The organism is Micromonospora sp. NPDC023814, assembly GCF_040639595.1.
Classification (GTDB): Bacteria; Actinomycetota; Actinomycetes; order Mycobacteriales; family Micromonosporaceae; genus Micromonospora.
In genome coordinates, this window is sequence record NZ_JBFAAF010000005.1 from 19,917 (window position 1) to 35,278 (window position 15,362).

Annotated in this window: 15 protein-coding genes; 6 read left to right on the forward strand and 9 right to left on the reverse strand. The window is 74.9% G+C overall.

The window, feature by feature from the left end; genetic code table 11:
• The first annotated feature begins 71 nt into the window (after window positions 1-71).
• Window positions 72-341: a DUF6458 family protein gene (locus AB0G14_RS03730; RefSeq protein WP_043961115.1), complete on the forward strand. Its 270-nt coding sequence runs from the start codon at window positions 72-74 to the stop codon at window positions 339-341.
• Between the two features lie 143 nt (window positions 342-484).
• Here AB0G14_RS03730 and AB0G14_RS03735 read toward each other — a convergent pair whose 3' ends face one another.
• Entirely contained in the window at window positions 485-1,021 is a 537-nt protein-coding gene (locus tag AB0G14_RS03735; RefSeq protein WP_357693389.1) for a histidine phosphatase family protein, read from the reverse strand.
• Window positions 1,022-1,135: 114 nt separating this feature from the next.
• Between AB0G14_RS03735 and AB0G14_RS03740 the strand changes: the two genes are divergently transcribed.
• Window positions 1,136-1,423: a DUF6458 family protein gene (locus AB0G14_RS03740; protein WP_357693391.1), complete on the forward strand. Its 288-nt coding sequence runs from the start codon at window positions 1,136-1,138 to the stop codon at window positions 1,421-1,423.
• 93 nt (window positions 1,424-1,516) lie between these two features.
• Here the strand turns inward: AB0G14_RS03740 and AB0G14_RS03745 are convergent, their stop codons facing one another.
• Window positions 1,517-2,194: a hemolysin III family protein gene (locus tag AB0G14_RS03745; protein WP_357693393.1), complete on the reverse strand. Its 678-nt coding sequence runs from the start codon at window positions 2,192-2,194 to the stop codon at window positions 1,517-1,519.
• 106 nt (window positions 2,195-2,300) lie between these two features.
• Here AB0G14_RS03745 and AB0G14_RS03750 point away from each other — a divergent pair, with 106 nt between their 5' ends.
• From AB0G14_RS03750 to AB0G14_RS03760, 3 genes are read left to right on the forward strand one after another with little or no spacing between them, the layout of a single operon-like run.
• Window positions 2,301-2,918: an allophanate hydrolase subunit 1 gene (locus tag AB0G14_RS03750; RefSeq protein ID WP_357693397.1), complete on the forward strand. Its 618-nt coding sequence runs from the start codon at window positions 2,301-2,303 to the stop codon at window positions 2,916-2,918.
• Complete coding sequence (locus AB0G14_RS03755) at window positions 2,915-3,775, forward strand: biotin-dependent carboxyltransferase family protein (RefSeq protein WP_357693400.1); 861 nt, start codon at window positions 2,915-2,917, stop codon at window positions 3,773-3,775. The genes AB0G14_RS03750 and AB0G14_RS03755 overlap by 4 nt, the downstream gene beginning before the upstream one ends.
• Entirely contained in the window at window positions 3,759-4,508 is a 750-nt protein-coding gene (locus AB0G14_RS03760; RefSeq protein WP_357693402.1) for a 5-oxoprolinase subunit PxpA, read from the forward strand. Before AB0G14_RS03755 ends, AB0G14_RS03760 begins: the two co-directional genes overlap by 17 nt.
• A gap of 54 nt (window positions 4,509-4,562) precedes the next feature.
• Here AB0G14_RS03760 and AB0G14_RS03765 read toward each other — a convergent pair whose 3' ends face one another.
• The 7 genes from AB0G14_RS03765 to AB0G14_RS03795 form a co-directional block, all read right to left on the reverse strand.
• The gene (locus AB0G14_RS03765) at window positions 4,563-6,395 is read right to left on the reverse strand and encodes an NHL domain-containing thioredoxin family protein (RefSeq protein ID WP_357693403.1); all 1,833 of its coding nucleotides are present in this window, start codon (window positions 6,393-6,395) and stop codon (window positions 4,563-4,565) included.
• Between the two features lie 121 nt (window positions 6,396-6,516).
• Window positions 6,517-8,766, reverse strand: a complete 2,250-nt coding sequence (locus AB0G14_RS03770) for a hypothetical protein (RefSeq protein ID WP_357693405.1) — start codon at window positions 8,764-8,766, stop codon at window positions 6,517-6,519.
• Window positions 8,767-9,110: 344 nt separating this feature from the next.
• Entirely contained in the window at window positions 9,111-9,248 is a 138-nt protein-coding gene (locus AB0G14_RS03775) for a hypothetical protein (protein ID WP_165947779.1), read from the reverse strand.
• Window positions 9,249-9,470: 222 nt separating this feature from the next.
• The gene (locus AB0G14_RS03780) at window positions 9,471-10,940 is read right to left on the reverse strand and encodes a dihydrolipoamide acetyltransferase family protein (RefSeq protein WP_357693639.1); all 1,470 of its coding nucleotides are present in this window, start codon (window positions 10,938-10,940) and stop codon (window positions 9,471-9,473) included.
• 5 nt (window positions 10,941-10,945) lie between these two features.
• On the reverse strand, window positions 10,946-11,935 hold the full coding sequence (locus AB0G14_RS03785) for an alpha-ketoacid dehydrogenase subunit beta (protein WP_357693407.1): 990 nt from the start codon (window positions 11,933-11,935) through the stop codon (window positions 10,946-10,948).
• A complete protein-coding gene (pdhA, locus tag AB0G14_RS03790) occupies window positions 11,935-13,110 on the reverse strand; it encodes a pyruvate dehydrogenase (acetyl-transferring) E1 component subunit alpha (RefSeq protein ID WP_357693409.1) in 1,176 nt (391 codons plus the stop codon). Before pdhA ends, AB0G14_RS03785 begins: the two co-directional genes overlap by 1 nt.
• Before the next feature lie 794 nt (window positions 13,111-13,904).
• Window positions 13,905-14,465: a hypothetical protein gene (locus AB0G14_RS03795; RefSeq protein WP_357693411.1), complete on the reverse strand. Its 561-nt coding sequence runs from the start codon at window positions 14,463-14,465 to the stop codon at window positions 13,905-13,907.
• Between the two features lie 226 nt (window positions 14,466-14,691).
• Between AB0G14_RS03795 and AB0G14_RS03800 the strand changes: the two genes are divergently transcribed.
• The gene (locus AB0G14_RS03800) at window positions 14,692-15,282 is read left to right on the forward strand and encodes a phosphatase PAP2 family protein (RefSeq protein ID WP_357693413.1); all 591 of its coding nucleotides are present in this window, start codon (window positions 14,692-14,694) and stop codon (window positions 15,280-15,282) included.
• The last annotated feature ends 80 nt before the right edge of the window (window positions 15,283-15,362 follow it).

Here is a 15,362-nt window from a genome sequence, read left to right on the forward strand (position 1 = left end):
GTGGCGGGTAACCGTCGCAGGACCACGGCAGAGAACGCCCAGAAGCCATCGCACGGGGGAGTGCAGCGCACATGGGCATTGGTAGCGGGATCTTCCTGATCGCGATCGGCGCGATCCTCACCTTCGCCATCAGGGCCAACGTCTGGTGGGTCGACCTGCGCGCGGTCGGCTGGGTGTTCATCCTGGCCGGGCTCGCCGTACTGCTGACCACGCTCTGGTTCTGGCAGGACCGCCGCAAGCGGGCGCGGACCCTGATCGTGGAGGAGAACCGGCTCTCGCATCCGACCGCGATGATGCCACCGCCGCCCGACCCGCCGCCGCCGACGGCGCCACCGTCCTGACGCTGACGCCGACGCCGTCGTCCTGAGCGGACCGTCCTGAGCGGACGCCGTCGTGCCGTCAACCTGAGCGGCGGTACGACGACCGGCGGCACGACCGGCACATCGAGCGGCCCCTCAGCCATCCGCCAGCAACGGCGGATGGCTCAGCCGCGTGCGGTGTGTTGATCGGTGATCGGGGCCCGTCCCCGGTCCAGGTCGGCCCACCCGACCTCGGGCCGGTGCACGACGACATCGCTGGTACGCATACCCTCCTGGTCAGCGCGTAGCGGGTCCAGGAGGGCGGAGAGCAGCGAGATGCCCGGGTTGTGGGCGATCAGCAGGACGGTACGGGCGGCGGGATCGACCCGCCTGACCAGCGCCAACAGGTCCTCCATGTGCGCCTCGTACGCCTCCGCCTCGTAGCGTACGACCGGGGCGGGGCCGGCCGAGCCGCCCTCGGGTGGTGACCCGGTCATGCCCATCGCCACGCCGTGCCAGGTCTCCCGGGTGCGCCGGGCGGCCGAGCAGATGACGACGTCCGGCAGCAGCGCGTGCTTGGCCAGCCAGGCGCCGGCCGCCGCCGCGTCGGCGTGCCCCCGGGCGGCCAGCGGGCGGCGTTCGTCCGGCACCTCCCCCGGCTGCTCGGCCTTGGCGTGCCGGAGCAGCACCAGTGTCCGTCCCGCGGCGTGAGCGTCCGTCATGTCCCAAGCTTGCCCGATTGGCGATCAGAGCGCCTGGGTAAGTCGATGGATGCCGCACCCTCACCGATGGCCGCGGCGGAGGCAAACGCCAGGGACAGCCGAGGAGGCGACGACATGGGTTTTGGTGGCAGCATCTTCCTGATCGCGCTGGGTGCGATCTTCGCGTTCGCCGTGGAGGCGGATCTGGGTTGGCTCAACCTGGCGGTCGTCGGCTGGGTGCTGATGCTCGCCGGCCTGGCCGGCCTGCTGGTCACCCTCCACTTCTGGAACACGCGCCGTCGTACCGTCGTCGCCCGCCCGGTGGTCGAGGACCGGGTCGTCGCCGAGCGGGTCGTGCCGGTGCAGGACGACCGGGTCGTCGAGGAGTACCGCGAGGTGCGTCGGCCACGCCGCACGGTCTGACGTCCCGACGCCGATCTGACGGGGCTCCGCGGCGTGGCGGGGCCCCCGTCGTCGTGCGCAGCCGGGAGCACGGGTGGTGCGTCGGTCGGTGGGTCAGGCGAAGAGGGCGAAGTAGATCGCGATGTGGTGGCAGAGTGCGGCCACCAGGGTGCAGGCGTGGAAGAACTCGTGGTGGCCGAAGACGGTGGGCCAGGGATTGGGCCGGCGCAGCGCGTAGAAGACCGCGCCGACGCTGTAGACCAGGCCGCCGACGACGAGCAGCACCAGCGCGGTCACGCCGCCCTGGTGCAGGATGTCGGGCAGCATCGCGACCGAGACCCAGCCGAGCGCCAGGTAGAGCGGCGCGGAGACCCAGCGCGGGGCGTGCGGCCAGACCAGCTTGAGCGCCACCCCGGCGATCGCCCCGCCCCAGACCAGCGACAGCATGATCGCGGCCGGCCGGGGCTCCAGCAGCAGGACGCAGAACGGCGTGTACGTGCCGGCGATGAACACGAAGATCATCGAATGGTCCATCCGGCGCATGACCTGGTAGCCGCGCTCGGACCATACCCGCCGGTGGTAGAGGGCGCTGGTGCCGAACAGTCCGCACACCGTCAGGCTGTAGATCACGCAGCTCACCAGGGGTGCCCAGCCGGGCCGGGAGGCGGCGATCGCGCTGAGCACGATCCCGCAGACGAGGGCGACGAAGAACGCGTACGTGTGGAGCCAGCCGCGCATCCGGGGCTTACCGATGTCGACCGGCTTGAGTCGAAGCGGGGCGGAGGTGGTCACGACATTAGGTTACGGCACCGTAGGTTACCTGAAAGTAGTGCGTCCGGTCACGCGAGATGGCGACCGTCGGCCCTGGTGCCCCGGGACGGTCGTGGAGTATGGCGGGATGCGGATCCGACTCGTCGGGGCGCACGCCCTGCTGATCGACTGTGACGACGCCGACCAGGTGGAGGGATGGCGGGCAACGCTGTGGCGGCGGCGCGAACGCGGCGAGCTGAGCGCCGTCGAGATCGTGCCGGCGGCCACCACCGTCCTGCTCGACGGCGTGCCCGACCCGGCCGTGACCGCCGCGCGGATCGCCGCCTGGACACCCCGACCGCCCGCCCCCGCCGGCGCGGTCGCCGCCGAAACGGTCGACGTCCCCGTGACGTACGACGGGGAGGACCTGCCCGTCGTCGCCGGCCACTGGGGCGTGGACGTGCCGGCGGTGGTCGAGCGGCTGACACGTACCGCCTTCCGGGTGGCCTTCTGCGGCTTCGCCCCCGGGTTCGCCTACCTCACCGGGCTCCCCGCCGCACTGGCGGTGCCCCGGCTGCCCACCCCGCGCCCCCGGGTGCCGACCGGCTCCGTCGCCCTGGCCGGCCCGTACGCCGGGATCTATCCGGCGGCCTCGCCCGGCGGCTGGCTGCTGGTCGGGCGGACCGGCACGGCCCTCTTCGACGTGCACGCGGACCCGCCGGCCCGGCTCACCCCCGGCACCGAGGTGCGCCTGGTGGCCGCGTGACCGGGCCGGAAGTCGAGGTGCTCCGCGCCGGGGCGCTGACCACCGTCCAGGACCTCGGCCGGGCCGGGTGGGCGCACCTGGGCGTGCCCCGGTCGGGCGCGCTCGACCCGGCGGCGCTGCGGCTGGCCAACCGCCTCGTCGGCAACCCGGAGTCCGCCGCCGGCCTGGAGATCACGTTGACCGGCTGCGAGCTGCGGTTCCCCCGCGCCGCGACGGTCGCGGTGACGGGGACGGCCACCGCCGTCCGGGTCGGCCGCCGGTTCGGGGACGTGGGACGGCCGCTGTCGGTGCCGGCGGGCGCCGTGCTGCGGATCGACCCGCCCCGCGAGGGCCTGCGCAACTGGCTCGCGGTCGGCGGCGGGATCGCCGTCGAGCCGGTGCTCGGCAGCCGGGCCACCGACACGCTCTCCGGGCTCGGCCCGCCGCCGCTGCGCGACGGCGACCTGCTGCCCCTGGGCGCGCCGACGGGGCCACCCGCCCCGGTCGACATCACCGTCGTGGCGCCGACGTCGACCGAGCTGCGGCTGACGCTGCGCCTCGGCCCCCGCGACGACTGGTTCACCCCGGGGGCGCTGGACCGGCTGTTCGGCACCACGTACGCGGTGAGCCCGGTGAGCAACCGGGTCGGCGCGCGACTCACCGGCGCGGTGCTGCCCCGCGCGGTGGCCGGGGAACTGCCCAGCGAGGGAATCGTGCTCGGCGCGGTGCAGGTGCCGGCGGACGGCCAGCCGCTGATCTTCCTCGCCGACCATCCGACCACCGGCGGGTACCCCGTCGTCGGGGTGGTGGACGACGTGACCCCCCTCGCGCAGGCGCGCCCAGGTACTACGGTCACGTTCCATGGACCTCAACGCTGACCTCGGCGAGGGATTCGGCATCTGGCGGCTCGGCGACGACACCGCCCTGCTGGACCTGGTCACCTCCGCCAACGTCGCCTGCGGATTCCACGCCGGCGACGCGTCCACGATGCGCCAGGTCTGCGAGGCCGCCACCGGACGCGGGGTCGCCGTCGGCGCCCAGGTCGGCTACCGCGACCTTGCCGGCTTCGGCCGGCGACACATCGCGTACGCCTTCGCGGAGCTGCGCGACGAGGTCACCTACCAGCTCGGCGCCCTCGACGCGTTCTGCCGGCTGTTCCACAGCCGGGTCCGCTACCTCAAGCCGCACGGGGCGCTCTACCACGCCGCCGCCTGCGACGAGGCCCAGGCGGCGGCGCTCGTGGCGGCGGTCGGCGACTACGACGACCGGTTGCCGCTGCTCTGCTCGCCCGGCTCGGTCCTCGCCCAGCTCGCCGCCGGGGCGGGCCTGCGGGTGGTCGCCGAGGGCTTCGCCGACCGGGGCTACCTGCCCAACGGCTCGCTGGTGCCGCGCACCGCCCCCGGCGCGCTGGTCACCGACCCGGAGGAGGTGGCCGCCCGGGCCGTCCGGATGGCCACCGAGCGGACCGTGGTCGCCGTCGACGGCAGCGTCGTCCCGTGCCCGGTCGAGTCGATCTGCCTGCACGGCGACGCCCCCGGCGCGGTCCGCTGCGCCGAGCTGGTCCGCGCCGCCCTGATCGACGCGGGTGTCACGCTCACGCCGTTCGCGTAGCAGCCGCACGCCTGCCTCGGCGGGAAGGCCGTCCTGACGCCGAGCGCGACCGGGTCAGGCGTCGAGGCCGTGGAGGACCAGCGGGAGCCGGGCGGCGGCGCCGTCGACCACCCGGACCGGGACACCCCAGTCCTGGCGGGTCAGGTGGCAGGCCGCGTGCTCGACGTCCGCGTCGCAGGTCGCCGCCTGGGCGGTCACCTGGAGCACGCCGCCGGCCACGTCGCCGTTCACCACCAGGCGGCGGGACAGCTCCGTGCCGGTGCCGGCGCCCTCCATCAGCAGCTCGGGCGGGGACGCGGAGACCACCAGCCGCGTCGACGGGCCGTACGTCTCGTCCAGCTTCTGCCCCGGCGCGGGGGTGAAGACGACGTCCAGCGTCACCTCGCCGGCGGCCAGGTCGGTGGGCTTGCGCTCGGTGCGGTGCCGAGGACCGTCCACGGTCCTCGCCCCCGCGGCGGAGAGCGCGCCCGGCGCCAGCCGGGTCAACCGGTGCGCGGCGGACTCCACCACCAGCACCTCGCCGGCCGGCGTCAGCACGAGGTCGCTCGGCTCCGCGAGCCCGTCGGCGACCGTCGAGACCCGGTCGTCCTCCGGGTCGTAGCGGCGGACCGCCCCGTTGTACGTGTCGGCGATCAGCACGGAGCCGTCCGGCAGCGCGCACACCCCCAGCGGGTGCTGGAGCAGCGCCGAGGACGCCAGCCCGTCCACGTGGCCGAAGTCGAAGAGCCCCTGCCCGACGGCGGTGCCCATGACGTCGTTCTCGACGTACCGGATCGCGCTGGTCTCGCTGTCGGCGACCCAGAGCCGCGCGCCGTCGGCCGAGACCGAGAGGCCGGACGGCTGCGCCATCCACGCCTCGGCCAGCGGGCCGTCGCGCAGCGCCTCCACCGTCGTGCCCGCGTACATGCCGGCGGTCCGCTTCACCGGGTCGAACCACCAGAGCTGGTGGATGCCGGCCATCGCGATGACGACCCTGTCGTCGTACCAGGCCAGGTCCCAGGGGGAGGAGAGGTCGACCGAGAGCGCGTCGTGCGCGTGGTCGTCGACCGTGGAGCGCCACTGCCGACCGGTGCCCGCGACCGTGACCACCTCCCCGTCCGCCAGGCGTACGCCCCGCAGCAGGTGGTTGACCGTGTCGGCGACGACCAGGTCGTAGCCGGCCACCTCGGCGGCGTGCGCGGGCAGCAGGCAGAGCCCCTGCGGTTCGGAGAAGGTGGCTGCCCCGGCGGGACCGTCGGCCCGCCCCCGGGTGCCGGCGCCGATCCGGCGGACCAGCGTCTCCCCGTCCGGGGCCAGCTCGGCCAGCGAGTGCCGGGCCGAGTCCGACACCAGCAGGTTGCCGTTCTCCAGCAGCACCGCCTTGCCGGGGAAGCGCAGCGTGGTCTCCGGCTCGGCCGGCGGCACGTACGGGCCGTCGCCCCGGTGCAGGGTGCCCTTCGCCTCGTGGGTGGCGATCAGGTCGTCGATGAGCCGCGCGAGCCCTTCGGCGTGGCCCTCGCCGGCCATGGTCGCCACCACGTAGCCCTCGGGGTCGATCACCGACAGGGTGGGCCAGGCGCGGGCCGCGTACTGCTGCCACATGTCCAGCTCGGGGTCGTCGAGCACCGGGTGGTGGACGCCGTACCGCTCCACGGCGGCGGCCAGCGCGTCCGGGTCCTTCTCGTGCTCGAACTTGGGCGAGTGCACGCCGATCACGACGAGCACGTCGCCGTACTTCTCCTCGAGCGGGCGCAACTCGTCGAGCACGTGCAGGCAGTTGACGCAGCAGAAGGTCCAGAAGTCGGCGACCACGATCTTGCCGCGCAGATCGGACAGCTTCAGGTCCCGCCCGCCGGTGTTCAGCCAGCCTCGACCGCGCAGCTCGGGGGCCCGTACTCGTGCGCTCATGAGCCCAGTCTGCCGGACGCGGCGGTTCGGGCCGGGCGGCACCCCGCGCGCGCTCGATCACATCCCACCGGCGAAACGGGGGCGGGGCCACGGTCTCCCGTGGCCCCGCCCCGTGCTGTGGCTACTTGCCGGCCGGCTTCAGGCAGAGCACCCGGTTCGCCCCGTCGCCGGGGAGCACCACGTGCGGCTGGGCCGGGTCGGCGCACTTGTCCTTCGCGTCAACCTTGGAGACCACGGTGAAGGCACCCGCCTCACCGCAGCCCGCCGCCGCCGCGCCCTCGCCCGACTGCTTGACGCAGCTGCCGACCGCCGGATCGAAGGCCGGGGCCTCCTCCGTGCCGCCGACCTTGCCGAGCAGCATGAGCAGGCCCAGCGGCACCGCCAGGATCAGCACCGCGGCGACGAGCACCGCGGCGAGCACCCGCCCGTTGCGCACCTTGGGCGTGGGCGCCTCGGTCTTCGGCTCCGCGATGGGCTTGAACGAGTCGAACCGGCCCTGGTCCTGTTCCGGAGCGCCCTGGTCCCAGGAGGACGGGCCGGGCTGCTGCCCGGGCGGCGGGAACGCCGGCGGGAAGGCGCCGCCCGGTGCGGGGTCGGTCATCGGGGCGGACCCGTAGCCGGGTGCCGCGCCGCCGGCGGCCGGGGTGCCGAAGTGCTCGGCGGGGCGGTCCGCGCCATCGTGCGGCCGGACCCCGTTGACGGGCCGGCCGTTGGCCGGCGCGTCGACGAAGGACGGCACGCCCGGCGGGAAGGCCGGGGGTGCGGCCGGCGACGCGGGCGCGACCGGAGCGGCGGCGCCGAAGGCGGCCGCTCCCCGGTCCCGGTCGTCGAAGCGGGGCTCCGGCCCCTGGTCGAAGCGCGGCTCGGGAGTCCGGTCGAACCGCGTGTCCTGGTCGAACCGCGTGTCCTGGTCGAACCGGGCGTCCGGCCCCTGGTCGAACCGGGTGTCCTGGTCGAACCGCACCTCGGGCCCCTGGTCGAACCGCGGCGGCGGCGCGTGGTCCGGCCAGTGCCCGTGCGGCTCGTCCTGCGCGGGTTCGTCCGCTGGCTCCGGGCGGGCCGGCCGGCCGTACACCCGGGGCTGCGGCGCGGGGGCACCCGGCTGCAGGGCCTGGTCGGCCGGCGGCATCACCCGGCTGGCCAGCGGCACCGCGGCGCTCGCCGAGACGCTGCCGGCCGCCGCCTCGGCACCCTCCGGCGAGGTACGCGGAGCGGGCACCACCGGCCCGGCGGTGGACTGCGGCTCGTCGTGCCGGGAGCCGGCCTGCGCCCAGCCCGGCTGCTCCTGCCCGTACGCCGGGACACCGCCCTCCCGGGCGGACTGCTCGGGCGCGAACTGGGCCGGCGGAACGTAGTCGGTCGGCGGGGCGGCGGCCAGGCTGGCGCCGGGCACCCGCTGCTCCTGGGGCGGCAGCGGCACCGCGTTGGCCGGCGAGATGCCGGGGCCCGGGGCGGGCTGGTAGATCGGCGGCTCCTCGGAGCGGTCCGCCTCCCAGCCGTTGCCGGCCCGGTTCGCGGCGGGCTCGCCCGCCCCGGCGCGGCCCCACGCCTCGTCCGCCGACCACGGCTCGACGTCCGGTACGGCCGGGCCGCCGACCCGCTGCGGCAGGCTCTCGGCCGTGGGGCCCCACGGCGGCGGCCCGCCGTCGCCCGACGCGGGAACGGCCGCCCGGCCGGGCGGGGTGGAGGTCGGTGCGGAGGTGCCCCAGCCGTTCGGGTCCCCGTCCTCGGGCTGCTGCGGCACCGAGGCCGCGCCTCGGGTCGAGGCCGGCTCGTCCCGGCCCGGCCACTCGTCGCCCTGCGGCTGCCCGGCAGCGGTCCAGCCGCCGGAGCGGGTGGGGTCCTGCGGGGGCTCGGTGTTCCAGCCGCCGGAGCGGGCGGGGTCGTCCTGGGCGGGCCAGGGCTGCGGGGCCGGGGCGGCCTGCGGGACCTGGGCGGCGCCGCGCGCGGCGGGCTCGGACTGCGCCCAGGCCGGGGAGGTCTGCTCGGTCTGGGCCCAGGCGGGCTGGTCGGGGGCGGCGTGCGGCGGGGCGGCGGCCCATGCCGGACCGGGCTGCTCTCCCGGCGCGCCGGCCCACGCCGGCTGTGGGGACCCGCCGGCGGGTCCCCAGGAGGCGGGCGGGGCGGGGTCGGCCTGCTGCGGAGCCTGGCCGGTGCCCCAGGCGGGGGCCGCCTGCTGCTCGTTCTGGTTGGCCCAGGCGGGAGGGTTCGGCTGCCCGGACGGTGGCGGGGGCGCCCAGCCCAGGTCGGGGGCACCGCCATAGCCGTTGCCCTGCTGCGCCGGGCGGTCGCCGTACGGCGCCGGTCCGCCGGCGCCCGGCGACACCTCGTCCGGCTGCTGGCCGGGGTGGTGCGTGCCCTCGGACGTCATGCGTGCGCCTCCTCCATCACCTGTCGGCCGCCGCTGCCGATCGGTCTGCTCGGCAGGGTGGCCGGCGTCGCCGGTGTACCGGCCGTACCGGCTCCCCGCACCGTATCCGGTGACTGCCCGAGGGCTTCCGGGGAGCACCGGCCGTCACTCCCTGTGGCCGGGTGGTGTCGAGCGGCTTCTATCGACTCGACCTGCTCCCGGTCGACGGGCAACGACCGAAGCCCACCGTACCGGGCGCTGCGGCGGGGTGGAATCCCGGTGTCAATGGGTGTGAAACGCCGATGGCCCGCCCGGGCGGACCGGGCGGGCCATCGATCTGGAGGAGGTGAGGAACGATCTGGGCGTCAGCTCATGTGACGCTGGGCGATGGCGAGGATCTCTTCGCGGACCGCGGGCGAGTTGGCGGAGCGCAGCGCGTGCTCGATGGCACGGGCGCGGCGGTTGGCGTCGCGGCGGTTACGGATTCGCTCGATCATGCTCATGGTGGTCTCTCCTCCTGGCTATTCGGTTGTCAGCCCCTTGATGTCTCTATTGAACCGCAGAACGGCCCTAACTTCCATCGATTATTAGGTGAGCTGGGACACGAGCCGAACAATCGAAGGTCAAACCGGTCCGGGAGCCGATGTTTCCGTCGCCCAACGGACACGGCCGGTGTGCCGGGCGTTCACCCGAGGCACACCGGCCGTGGCTGGTGTCGAGACCCGTCAGGTCCAGGCGAGCAGCGCCGCCTCCGGGTCGGCCAGGAAGTCCCCGATGTCGCGCAGGAACTTCGAGCCCAGCTCGCCGTCGATGATCCGGTGGTCGAACGACAGGCCCAGCGTGGTGACCTGGCGCGGGCGGACCTTGCCCTTGTGCACCCAGGGCATCTCGCGTACGGCGCCGAAGGCCAGGATCGCCGACTCGCCCGGGGGCAGGATCGGCGTGCCCGTGTCCACGCCGAAGACACCCACGTTGGTGATCGTCAGCGTGCCGCCGGACATGTCGGCCGGCGAGGTCTTCCCCGCCTTGGCCGTCTGCACCAGGTCGGTCATCGCGTCCGCCAACTCGCGCAGCGAGAGCCGGCCGGCGTCCTTGATGTTCGGCACGATCAGCCCTCGCTCGGTGGCCGCCGCGATGCCCAGGTTGACGTAGTCCTTGACCACGATCTCGTCGCCGGCCCAGGTCGAGTTGACCATCGGGTGGCGCCGGACCGCCAGCAGCACCGCCTTGGCGACCAGCAGCAGCGGCGAGACCCGCACGTCGCGCCACTCCCGCCGGCCGCGGAGCCGGTCCAGGGCCTTCATCGCCCGGGTCACGTCGACGGTCAGGAACTCCGTCACGTGCGGGGCGGTGAACGCCGAGCGGGACATGTTCTCGGCGGTGAGCTTGCGTACCCCCTTGACCGGGATGCGCTGCTCGCGGTCCGCGCCGAAGCTCGCCGCCGCCGTGGCCGGGGCCGCCACCGTCAGCGGCTCGGCCGCCGCCGGGGTCCCGCTCGCCGCCCGCTGCACGTCATCCCGGGTGATCGAGCCCAGCGGGCCCGAGCCGGTCAGCGTGGACAGGTCGACGCCGAGGTCCTTGGCGAGCTTGCGGACCGGAGGCTTGGCCAGCACCGGGCCGCCGGCCCGGCCGTGGCCGTTCGCCGGGGCCGTGCTCACCGGCGCGACCGGGGCCGCCGGCGCGACCGGGATCGCCGGCGCGACCGGAGCCGCCGCCTGCGCCGGCACCGGGGCGCCGCCCTTGCGTGGGCGACGCTTGGCGGCCGTGGTCCGCGGGCCGTAGCCCACCAGCACGGCGGTACGCCCACCCGGGGCCGGACCGCCGATCAGGCCCGGCTCGACCGCGCCCTCGGCCGGCGCCACCTCGACCGCGGCCAGCGACGCCGCCGACGGGGCGGGCAGGTCGGCGGCCGGCGCACCGGTCGTCGACGCCTCGATCGGCCCGGCGCCCGGGTCGGTGTCGATCGCGATGATCGGGGTGCCGACCTCGACCGTGGTCCCCTCCGGGTGGAAGATCGCCTGCACCTGGCCGGCCCACTTCGCCGGGATCTCGACGGCCGCCTTGGCCGTCTCCACCTCGACGATCGGCTGGTTCAGCTCGATGACGTCGCCGACCTTGACCAGCCAGGCGAGGATCTCGCCCTCGGTCAGGCCCTCGCCCAGGTCGGGAAGGTTGAACTCCTTGATCCGCGACATGCCGCTCACCAGCCGAAGGTGCGGTCGACGGCGTCGAGCACCCGGTCGAGGTCGGGAAGGTACTCCTCCTCCACCCGGGAGGCCGGGTAGGGAGTGTCGAAGCCCGTCACCCGCAACACCGGGGACTCCAGGGAGTAGAAGCACTCCTCGGTGACCCGGGCCGCGATCTCCGAGCCCAGGCCCAGGTTGCCCGGGGCCTCGTGCACGACCACGCAGCGGCCCGTGCGCTTCACCGACTCGTACGCGGCGGTCAGGTCCAGCGGCGAGAGCGTGCGCAGGTCGATGACCTCCAGCTCGCGGCCGTCCTCGGCCGCGGCCGTCGCCGCGTCCAGGCAGGTCCGCACCATCGGCCCGTACGCCAGCAGGGTGGCGTCGGCGCCGGCCCGGGCGACCCGGGCGGAGTGCAGCGGGTACGCCTCGGACAACGGGGCGTCCAGCTCGACCGGACCCTTCTCCCAGTAGCGCCGCTTCGGCTCCATGAACACGATCGGGTCGTCCGAGGCGATCGCCTGCTGGATCATCGTGTACGCGTCCTGCGGGCTGGCGCAGCTCACCACCTTGAGGCCGGCGGTGTGGGCGAAGTACGCCTCCGGCGACTCCGAGTGGTGCTCGACCGCGCCGATGCCGCCGCCGAAGGGGATCCGGATGACCATCGGGATCTTGACCTTGCCCTGCGAGCGGTAGTGCATCTTCGCCACCTGCGACACGATCTGGTCGTACGCGGGGTAGACGAAGCCGTCGAACTGGATCTCGCAGACGGGGCGGTAGCCGCGGATGGCGAGGCCGACCGCGGTGCCGATGATGCCGGACTCGGCGAGCGGGGTGTCGATCACCCGCTGCTCGCCGAAGTCCTTCTGGAGGCCGTCGGTGATCCGGAAGACGCCGCCGAGCTTGCCGACGTCCTCGCCCATGATGACGACCTTCGGGTCGTTCTCCAGGGCCTTGCGCAGGCCGGTGTTGAGGGCCTTGCCGAGGGTGAGCGTCTCCGTGGCCATCAGTGGGCGCTCCCCTCGAACGACTCCAGGTACCTGCTGAACTGCGCCCGCTGCTCGTCGAGCTCGGGGGACCCGGTGGGGTAGACGTGGTCGAACATCGTCACGGGCTCCGGGTTGGGCATGGCGAGCACCCGCTCGCGCAGGTGCACCGACTCGGTGCGGGCCTGCTCGTCGACGTCGGCGAAGAAGTCCGCGTCGGCGATCTGCTGCCTGGTCAGGAACGCCTTCATCCGGGCGATCGGGTCCTTGGCCTGCCAGGCCTCCACCTCGCTGGCGATCCGGTAGCGGGTCGGGTCGTCGGAGGTGGTGTGCGCGCCCATCCGGTAGGTGTAGGCCTCGATCAGGCTGGGGCCCTGGCCGAGCCGGGCGTTGTCCAGCGCGTGCCGGGTCACCGCGTACGACGCGAGCACGTCGTTGCCGTCCACCCGCACCCCGGGGAAGCCGAAGCCGCCGGCCCGCTGGTAGAGCGGGACACGGGTCTGCCGCTCCAGCGGCTCGGAGATGGCGTACTGGTTGTTCTGGCAGAAGAACACCAGCGGGGCGTTGAAGACGCTGGCCCAGACGAACGCCTCGTTGACGTCGCCCTGGCTGGTGGCGCCGTCGCCGAAGTAGGCGATCACCGCCTCGCCGTCCTCGGTCCCGGTCTTGCCGTCCATGCTGACGCCCATGGCGTACCCGGTCGCGTGCAGGGTCTGTGCCCCGATCACGATCGTGTACATGTTGAACTTGAACTCGTTCGGGTCCCAGCCGCCCTGGTCGACGCCCCGGAACAGACCGAGCGGCATGATCGGGTCGATGCCCCGGCAGTAGAGGACGCCGTGCTCCCGGTAGGTCGGGAAGGCCATGTCCTGGGTGCGCAGGGCACGCCCCGAGCCGACCTGCGCGGCCTCCTGGCCCAGCAGGCTGGCCCACAGGCCCAGCTCGCCCTGGCGCTGCAGCGCGGTGGCCTCGGCGTCGAGCTTGCGGACCAGCACGAGGTCGCGGTAGAGCCCGCGGTACTCCTCGTCGGTGAAGTCGACGCGGTACTCCGTCCCGTCCGGGCCGGTCGCGCTCTCGATCCGCTCACCCTCCGGGGTGAGCAACTGCACCAGCTGCGGGTCGCCGGTCGCGCCCTTCCTGGAGCGGGGTGCGGCCCGCCGGCCGCGGCTGGAGACCCCGGGGTCGCCCTTTGCCATCCGTCTCTCCCTGTCTGTCTGCGTCGGCACCGGGGGGTCACCCGGCCGCGCAACTCGTGCGCCTGTCCGGCTGGTGCCGGACCGGTTCCTGGCGGCCGCGCCTAGCCCCGGTGGGGGTTGCCGCGCGGCGTGAAGCCGGATTCTTGGCCGAACCCGGTTCGGGAGCGCCGGCGCCCAGCCGCGCCTGCCGCGGGGGTGCGCGGAGGTCGAGGCTGCGTTGCCGTCGTGGTCCATATTCGCATCACACGTGAGCGCGCCCACAGTACGCCCGCCCCGCACCGGGAGGGCGGCCCGCTTCGTTACACGAAGCGCCGGGTGTCCGTTCCATCGACGCGCGGCCGATCCGGCGATGGTTCGTCACCGTTCGGGCAGATACGCGTGTCGACACGCGGTAGGGGGTTGGCTGACGGAGCGTCACTGGGCAGGCTGGTTGGCGGGGGGATGGCCCAGGTCGAGCGGTTTGCCGCCTCCTCGCGGCGATCCGGGTGCCGCCGGGGTTCGGGTCGGACGCCGTCGCGGTGTCCCGCTGATCGTCGGGCCGGTGAACGGTCGCGAAGCCGACGGTCGTCCAGCAGGTCGTCGTGGGTGCCGGGCTCGATGATGCGGCCGTGGTCGCGGGCGGAGTCGGGCGACCGCTGCCCCGGTCGGCGGGAGACCAACGAGGAGGAGTGCGCGGTGTCCGATCCAGGAGAAGGCCCCGGTGCCCCGTTCCTCGGTCGGCACCGTGCGGCTGGCGGCTACCGCCGACTGGTGGGCGCGCACCGGGCGCCCGGGTCCGGCGGGCCGCCCCGGGGCTACCTGTTCACCGTGGCGCTGCTCGCCGGCACCGCGTCGATGCCGATCCTCGCCGCGATCAGCACCGGCTCCGCCACGGTCGGCAGCACCGCCCTGCCCGACAGCGGCACCCCGTTCCTGCCCACGCCCTCCGTGGGCCCGGTGGTGATCCCGGTGCCGGCGACGAACCAGCCGGCGGTCGCCCCGTCGACTCCGTCCCCCGCCGTGGCGACCCCGAGCACCTGGCGGCCCGCCGCGCCGGCCCCGCGTACGCCGGTCGTGGCGGCGCCGGGCCCGGGGTCGGTGGTGCGGCCCGCGCCCCCGCCTGCGGTGGTCCCGTCGCGCCCGCCGGGCGGCCGGCCGGTTCCGCTGCCCTCACCCAGCCCGTCCCCTTCCCCGTCCACGTCGCCCTCGCCCGAGCCGACCCTCTCGCCGAGTCCGTCCCCGGTGACCACGGCGACCGGCTCGCCGACCCCGGGACCGTCGGCGGAGCCCACGAGCACGGGCTCGCCGCCGGCCGCCGACCCCACGCCGACCGCCGATCCCACGCCGACCTCGTCCCCGACCGGCCCACGGCCCACCGAGGCCTCCCGCCTTACGGTCGAGCCCGCCGGAGTGCGGGCCGGCGCCGGGCGGCCACGGGTACGGTGACGGCCGACGGCAGATGAGCCGCCCAACGGCGCAGCGCGGGTCGGGCCGCCGGTGGGTGGACGGGGTGGCTCCGGGCGCGGCCCGGGGCGGAGCAGAGGCGGAGCGCTGAGCGGAGCGGACGGCACGGGCGCGGGGCCCTCGACCCGCCCGGACGCCGTGCCGCGTCCCGGTCCCACGCTGCGGCTCGCCCGGCTCGTCACCGAGCTGACCGCGCCCGCGGTGCTGGTCTCCCTGCTGACCGTGGCGGTCGGCTGGCACAGCACCCGGGGCGCGCACGGGCTGGCCTGGGGGCTGCTCGCCACGCTCTTCGTCAGCGGTATCCCGTTCGCGTACATCGTCGGCGGGGTGCGCCGGGGCCGGTTCACCGACCACCACGTGGGCGTCCGCGAGCAGCGCCGCGTCCCGCTGCTGTTCGGCCTCTGCTCGGTGGCCGCCGGCCTGGCCCTGCTCGCGGTCCTCGGCGCGCCCCGCCCGGTGCTGGCCCTGGCCGCCGCCGGGCTGCTCGGCCTGGTGGTCGCCGTGGCCGTCAGTCACTGGTGGAAGATGTCGATCCACTCGGCGGTGGCCGCCGGCACGGTGGTGGTGCTGGTGCTGACGTTCGGCGCCGCGCTGCTGGCGACCGCGCCGCTGCTCGCGCTCGTCGGCTGGTCCCGGGTCCGCCTGCGCGACCACACCGTGCCCCAGGTGGTCGCGGGAGCCCTGCTCGGCGCCCTGATCGCGGGCGTCGTCTTCGCCACCCTCCGCTGACCCGCCCCGCGCCCGTCCTCCGCCCACCGCCCCGGCAGCCGGCCCCCCCACCCGGCCGTCCATCACGAAGTTGGTGGCGG